This is a genomic window from Faecalicoccus sp. (genome assembly GCF_036552745.1).
In the GTDB taxonomy this organism is placed as follows: Bacteria; Bacillota_I; Bacilli_A; order Erysipelotrichales; family Erysipelotrichaceae; genus Faecalicoccus.
Window position 1 is genome coordinate 1 of the sequence record NZ_JAXKBY010000112.1, and the last position, 6,440, is coordinate 6,440.

6 protein-coding genes are annotated in these 6,440 nt (G+C 38.8%); 3 read left to right on the forward strand and 3 right to left on the reverse strand.

Annotated features, from left to right (window positions below; genetic code table 11):
* Positions 1 to 183: 183 nt before the first annotated feature.
* A complete protein-coding gene (gene aroD / locus U0M88_RS05385; RefSeq protein WP_195221830.1) occupies positions 184 to 933 on the reverse strand; it encodes a type I 3-dehydroquinate dehydratase in 750 nt (249 codons plus the stop codon).
* Positions 934 to 1,190: 257 nt separating this feature from the next.
* On the opposite strand from aroD, the gene U0M88_RS05390 reads away from it, so the two are divergent.
* Both U0M88_RS05390 and aroF read left to right on the forward strand, forming a co-directional pair.
* Entirely contained in the window at positions 1,191 to 2,474 is a 1,284-nt protein-coding gene (locus U0M88_RS05390; RefSeq protein ID WP_331869144.1) for a shikimate kinase, read from the forward strand.
* On the forward strand, positions 2,471 to 3,484 hold the full coding sequence (gene aroF, locus U0M88_RS05395) for a 3-deoxy-7-phosphoheptulonate synthase (RefSeq protein ID WP_331869145.1): 1,014 nt from the start codon (positions 2,471 to 2,473) through the stop codon (positions 3,482 to 3,484). The genes U0M88_RS05390 and aroF overlap by 4 nt, the downstream gene beginning before the upstream one ends.
* Before the next feature lie 13 nt (positions 3,485 to 3,497).
* On the opposite strand, the gene U0M88_RS05400 is transcribed toward aroF, so the two are convergent.
* On the reverse strand, positions 3,498 to 4,112 hold the full coding sequence (locus U0M88_RS05400) for a M48 family metallopeptidase (protein WP_331869146.1): 615 nt from the start codon (positions 4,110 to 4,112) through the stop codon (positions 3,498 to 3,500).
* 272 nt (positions 4,113 to 4,384) lie between these two features.
* On the opposite strand from U0M88_RS05400, the gene U0M88_RS05405 reads away from it, so the two are divergent.
* Positions 4,385 to 5,332 carry a TIGR01212 family radical SAM protein gene (locus U0M88_RS05405; RefSeq protein WP_229035520.1) on the forward strand — a complete coding sequence of 316 codons (948 nt, stop codon included), beginning with the start codon at positions 4,385 to 4,387 and terminating at the stop codon, positions 5,330 to 5,332.
* On the opposite strand, the gene tyrS is transcribed toward U0M88_RS05405, so the two are convergent.
* Positions 5,329 to 6,440: tyrosine--tRNA ligase (tyrS, locus tag U0M88_RS05410; RefSeq protein WP_331869147.1), on the reverse strand; the 1,112-nt coding region annotated here is incomplete at its 5' end. The two genes, U0M88_RS05405 and tyrS, sit on opposite strands and share 4 nt — an antisense overlap.

A 6,440-nucleotide genomic window follows, 5' to 3' on the forward strand; every position in this document is an offset into this window, starting at 1 on the left:
CTAAATAACATTTTAAGTCACATATTTAGCATACAAAATCAAACTATCCTTTTGCAACCGTTTACATTTGTCACTTTTGACATATTTTTATACTTTTTAGTAATCCTATTATTTTGATATGTGATTTTATGTAAATGTAAATAAAAAGCTATAAGGCTCTTTTTTATTCATTGTCCTCATAGCTTATTCTTGTATCTTATGCAATGTATCAATCAAAATATGCATGACATCCACATCAATTTGTCCCGGTGCACTTTGAGTACCGGCCGATGCAAAAGTCAGAGAGCTTCCCATAAATTCTCCCAAAATTCTGGATGGCATTCCTTGTCTGCCCATGGACATTGTCACAAGCACGATATCCGGATAGTGTTCTTTAAAAGTAGAAGTTGCCTCCATCAATACAAAGACATCTTCTTTTGATCTTGGCATACAGGCCATTTTAATAATATCCGCCTCCGTTTGTCTCATGCAGTTCAATTTTTCCATGATTTCTTTTTTTGAAGGCGTCTTATTAAAATCATGATGCGATGCGATAACCTGGATTTGATTTTTTCTGGCAATCGGCAACAACCGATCAAAGACATCTTTTCCCCGATCGTATTCCAAATCGATCAAGTCAGCGACTTGTTCTTTGCAAATCCGTTGATATAATTCTTTATAAAATGAATCGGTGTAATCAAGGCATCCGCCCTCTTGTTTCGTTCGACACGTAATCAACAATCCCAATCCGTCAAGACGTTCTTTTATCATTTTGGCAATCTCTATACATCTTGTTAAATCTTTTATTTGTTGAAAGGCATCGATTCGCCACTCAACAAGGTCGATATCCATAGCGCGTATTGTTTCCACTTGTTGAAGGATCCTATCTTCGGTTGCCTCCATAACAGGTATACAAATCTTTGGCTTTCTATTGTTCCATTGTATTGCATTCATTTCTATCACCTTTTTTAGTGTACCAAAAAATATAGAATCTTGTCAGTTTTTCCTTGATTTTTACAACGTTGTATTGTAAATTATTTTCATAAGGTGAAAACTTATGAAAAATATTAATTCTGTTTCTTATTTTATGTATACCTTTAAATAGCCCTGAAAAAGCCATTTTTTAACAAACTGGTTCTTTTTTCGGGGCTTTTAAGCATCATGGCATTTCTCACATGATGCTTTTTTATTTACTTCAAGGAGGTTTTACAATGAGCGAGTATGGATTGATCGGAAAAAAACTATCGCACAGCTTTTCCAAGATCATTCACGAAAAGCTGGCTGATTATACGTATGATCTAATGCCTTTATCCGAAGAACAGCTCGATGATTTTATGCGTAAAAAAGCGTTTCAAGGCATCAATGTAACAATTCCGTATAAAAAGACAGTCATTCCCTATTTGGATTTTATAGATGAACATGCCAAAGCTATCGGCGCTGTCAATACGATCGTCAATCGTGATGGAAAGCTTTATGGATACAATACAGATTATGATGGATTTGATTATATGATTCAACATCATCATGTCCCCATCCAAAATCAAAAAGTATTGGTTTTAGGAAACGGAGGTGCTGCGGCCGCTATTAAAGCCGTCTGCAGAAACCATAGCGCCAAACAGATTCTTTGTGTATCCCGTCATCCAAAAGATGATGCGATTTCCTACAAGGAAGTCTATGCCAACCATTGCGATGCGGATATCATTATCAACACATCACCTGTCGGTATGTATCCTCATATCGATGAACAGGCTGTTGATTTAAACGACTTTCCGAAGTGTAAAGCGGTATTGGATGTTGTCTATAATCCAATCTGTACCAAGCTTTGTCTGCAGGCCCGAGAAAAAGGATTGTCGTATGCGACAGGAATGGAAATGTTGATCGTACAGGCCATTCGTGCCAAAGAACATTTTCTACAAGATATGACACCGCAAAAAGTGATCGATCAAATCTTATTTGATTTATTGATGGAAAAAACGAATCTGGTTTTTATCGGGATGCCTAGCTGTGGTAAAAGTACCATAGGAAAAAAAGTAGCCCAGCTTTCCCAAAAGAAATTTATCGATCTGGATGAAGAAATCGAAAAAGAAGCACAGAAAACCATACCGGAAATCTTTGCCGAAACCGGAGAAGCTGTATTTCGAGAACTGGAAACTAAAGTTACAAAACGTATCAGTGCCAGTCAAAATCTGGTGATTGCCTGTGGAGGTGGCATCATCAAAAGCAAAATCAACATCGATGCATTACGATTAAATGGTGTTTTGATCTTTCTGGATCGTGATTTAGATCAGTTGGAATCCAATGATCCCACACGTCCTCTTTCCAGCAGTCAAAAAGCGGTGGAAGACATGTATCATCAACGCATGCCCTACTATCTTCAATATAGTGACATTCAAATCGTAAACAATACCGATTTAGATACGATTGCCCAAACAAGTATTCAAAAAGTAAAAGACCATATACAAGATTTAATTTGTACAGGAGGAAAAACTATATGATCATTACCTTAAAAAAAGAAGCCCAACAAGAAAAAATCGATCAGCTGATCCATCGTTTTGAAAACATGGGATTGCAGGTCACTGTGATTTACGGAGAAAACTACAATGTTTTTGGTTTAGTTGGAGATACCTCAAAAGTCGATGAGAAAAATGTCATGGCCAACCCCATCGTTGCCAATGTACAGCGAGTAGATGAACCTTATAAGCTGGTCAATCGGAAGTTTCATCCGGAAGATACCATTATCGATGTCAATGGCATTCCCATCGGTGGTAAAAAGATCGTCATGATTGCCGGTCCCTGCAGTGTTGAAGGAAAAGAGCAGATCACACGCATTGCCAAGGAAGTTAAAAATTGTGGAGCTGACATGCTTCGCGGAGGGGCCTATAAGCCAAGAACCAGCCCTTATGCTTTCCAGGGTTTAGGAACTGAGGGAATCAACGATCTGTGTATCGCCAGAGAACAGACCGGTCTTCCAATTGTCAGTGAATTGATGGCTGTAGAACACTTGGATGAATTTGTTCAAAACGTGGATATCATTCAGATCGGAGCACGAAATATGCAGAATTTCGATCTATTGAAAGCCGTTGGACGAACCAAAAAACCGGTTTTACTAAAACGCGGATTGGCCAACACGATCAATGAATGGATCATGGCTGCCGAATATATCATGTCCGAAGGAAATCCAAATGTGATTTTCTGTGAAAGAGGAATACGAACTTTTGAGACTATGACAAGAAACACTTTGGATCTTGCGGTCATTCCTATTATCAAAGAAAGAACGCATCTGCCAATCATTATCGATCCAAGTCATGCCGCCGGTGACTGGAAACTGATTGAATCACTATCTTTAGCTGCGATTGCCGCAGGTGCCGATGGCCTGATCATAGAAGTACACGACAATCCAGAATGTGCATGGAGCGATGGAGACCAAAGCCTAAAACCGGAAAAATATGCCAATCTGGTTCAAAAAGGAAGAAAAATTGCCGAAGTTATCGGACGCGAATTATAAAAAAGAAGCAGTATCACATGAGATACTGCTTTTCATTATTGGTTTCAATCAGATCGATCCGCCGTTTATAATCCGGCATCACTTTTTTTAAGATGTCATAAAATGCCGGTGAATGATTCGGTTGTAAAAGATGAATAAATTCATGGCAGACAACATATTCGATAAATTCAACCGGGTAATGTATCAACTCCGCATTTAACGTAATCGAATTTGTTTCCGGATGACAGATGCCCCAGCTGCTTGTCATCTTTCGAATCAAGACCTTAGGCATAGTAATGGAATACTCTTGAAAACGATAAAAGATCATTTCCGAGATATCACACAATACATCTTTGGCATTTGCCCGTAAAAACTGTTGGAAAACCTTTTCCATGCTTGCTTCATCTTTTGCCTGTATAATCAGTTCATCCTCACAAGTTGTGACATGACTGGTTGTTCCTTTGATTTTTTTGACCTGAAAACTTCTCCCAAAAAGCCGGACCGTTGGCACCTTGGCTTTAAAATAAACTTCATCCAAATGGCGTTCTACATATTTATCGATCATTTCTTTTGAACAAAATGGATTGGCATGTACAACCAGCTCTCCTCTGGCTGTAACCCGCATTCGAATTCCCTTTTGTTTTGTCATCTTTAAGGCGTATTTAGGAATGTTATTATGGTCCTTAGAAAAAAAAATTTGACATAACTGAGCCTCCTAAAACCACTCTCTATGTCCCCTTAATGCTTAGACATGATATCACATCCCAATCAAAATGTGTAGCATAAATTCTGCATGACTCATTGTTTTGAGCTGGAAAGCCTTTATCTATCGAATAAATCAAAGATTATATTTTTTAGTGTGTTTTGTCTTTTTCAACAAGCTGTCATTTCTGATCGAAATATGTTAGGATGTGCAAGGTGATGACAATGAACAATCCTTATACACACTCTCATGACAATAAACGATATTATACGATCAATCATTATTTTAAAACCAAGTATCATCAAAAAGTAGCCAAGGTCCCCTTGAATGCCGGCTTTACCTGCCCCAATCGAGATGGTACCAAAGAATTTGGCGGCTGCACCTTCTGTTCCGGAAAAGGAAGCGGTGACAGTATCCTTTCCTTTTTTGACAGTTTGGAAACTCAATATGAACTTGGCTTAGAGCGAATGCAAAGAAAATGGCCGGGTTGTTTAGGCTTTGCGTACTTTCAATCTTACTCCAACACCTATGCCGATTTGAAGACGATACAAAAAATCTATGATCCCTTTTATGCCCGTGACGATGTTTTAGGAGTTTGTATTGCGACAAGACCCGATTGTCTAAACCCGGAAATCATCAATTATTTTTCTGAAAAAGCTAAAGAAAAAGAAACCTGGATCGAGCTAGGCTTACAAAGCGCACATGATAAGACTATGGAACGTTTAAATCGGCTTCATACAACACAAGAGCTTTGGGATGCATTGGAACAGCTAAAAGATACTCCCATTTTGACCTGTGTACATATCATTAATGGCTTACCCGGTGAAACCAAAGAAGATATGATCGATACGGTGCGACAGCTTGGCAAACATCCTTTTGATGCGATCAAGATTCATATGTTACATATCATCGAAGGCACCGTTTTGGCAAAACAATACCAGGAGCATCCATTTCCGTTACTTTCCTTAGAAGACTATGTGGATGTGGTAGTCAGACAACTGGAAATTTTACCTTATGACTGCATCGTAGAACGATTGACAGGAGATGGAATGGCCAAAGATCTGATTGCTCCTTTATGGACCATCAAAAAGACGATCGTGACCAATGAAATCGATAAAAAAATGGCGGCATTAAACACATGGCAAGGAAAAAAGAGCGGGAATTAGTTTTCCTGCTCTTTCATTTTGACACAATAGTAATTTTTCTTACCACGACGTAAGATCATATAATCTTGCACACAACAATTTCCCTGTGCAATCAACATCTGTGGGTCATTCACCTTATTTCCATTGATGGAAATCGAGTTTCCCTTGATCCATTCACGTGCTTCTCGTTTACTGGAAGCGATGTGTGTTTGAATCAGTACATCCTCCAACATCAGACCACAAGGACATTCAATCTGATCCATCTGTGCTACAGCTTCTAATTTCTGCGCATCATTCAACTCCGAAAAAGAACCTCTAAATAACGCATTGGTGATTTTTAATGCACTGTCTAATCCTTCTTCTCCATGAAGATCTTTAACGACCTGACTGGCCAAAGCTTTCTGTGCTTCGCGTTTATGCGGTTCTTCTTTTAAAGAAACTTTCAAAGCATCAATTTCTTCTTTGGTCAAGAACGTCAGTTTCTTCAAATATTCAATGACTTTTGTATCTTCGGTATTGAACAAGAACTGATACAATTCATACGGACTGGTCTTTTTCGGATCCAACCATACCGTTCCACTTTCACTCTTACCAAACTTTGTACCATCGGCTTTTGTGATCAATGGCATCGTCAAGCCATAACATTTGACATCCGCACCACATTTTTTACGAATCAGTTCCAATCCGGAGGTGATATTTCCCCATTGATCCTGGCCACCAATCTGCATCGTACAATTTCTGGTCTTATATAACGTATAGAAATCTAAACTCTGTAAGATCATATAAGAGAATTCGGTGTAGCTAATACCACTGTCCAGACGTTTCTTTACCGTTTCCTTGTTGATCATATAGTTGACGTTAAACAGTTTTCCATAGTCACGCAAAAAGTCAATGATCGTAATATCTTTTGTCCAGTCCAAATTGTTGACCATATCAAAGCCCCAAAGTTTTGAAATCTGCGCATGCAGGGCATCATAGTTTTTCTGTAATACTTCCGGTGTTAACATATTACGCTCGCCGGTAGCCTTTGGATCACCGATAAAACCGGTAGCACCACCAACCAGCATGATAGGATGATGTCCATGCATCTGTAAACGCTTCGCCATTAACAAAGAACTGTAGTGTCCAA

Coding starts and splice junctions, on each gene's coding strand:
- aroD (WP_195221830.1), bottom strand. CDS start 933: ATGAATGCAATACAATGGAACAATAGAAAGCCAAAGATTTGTATACCT.
- U0M88_RS05390 (WP_331869144.1), top strand. CDS start 1,191: ATGAGCGAGTATGGATTGATCGGAAAAAAACTATCGCACAGCTTTTCC.
- aroF (WP_331869145.1), top strand. CDS start 2,471: ATGATCATTACCTTAAAAAAAGAAGCCCAACAAGAAAAAATCGATCAG.
- U0M88_RS05400 (WP_331869146.1), bottom strand. CDS start 4,112: ATGACAAAACAAAAGGGAATTCGAATGCGGGTTACAGCCAGAGGAGAG.
- U0M88_RS05405 (WP_229035520.1), top strand. CDS start 4,385: ATGACAATGAACAATCCTTATACACACTCTCATGACAATAAACGATAT.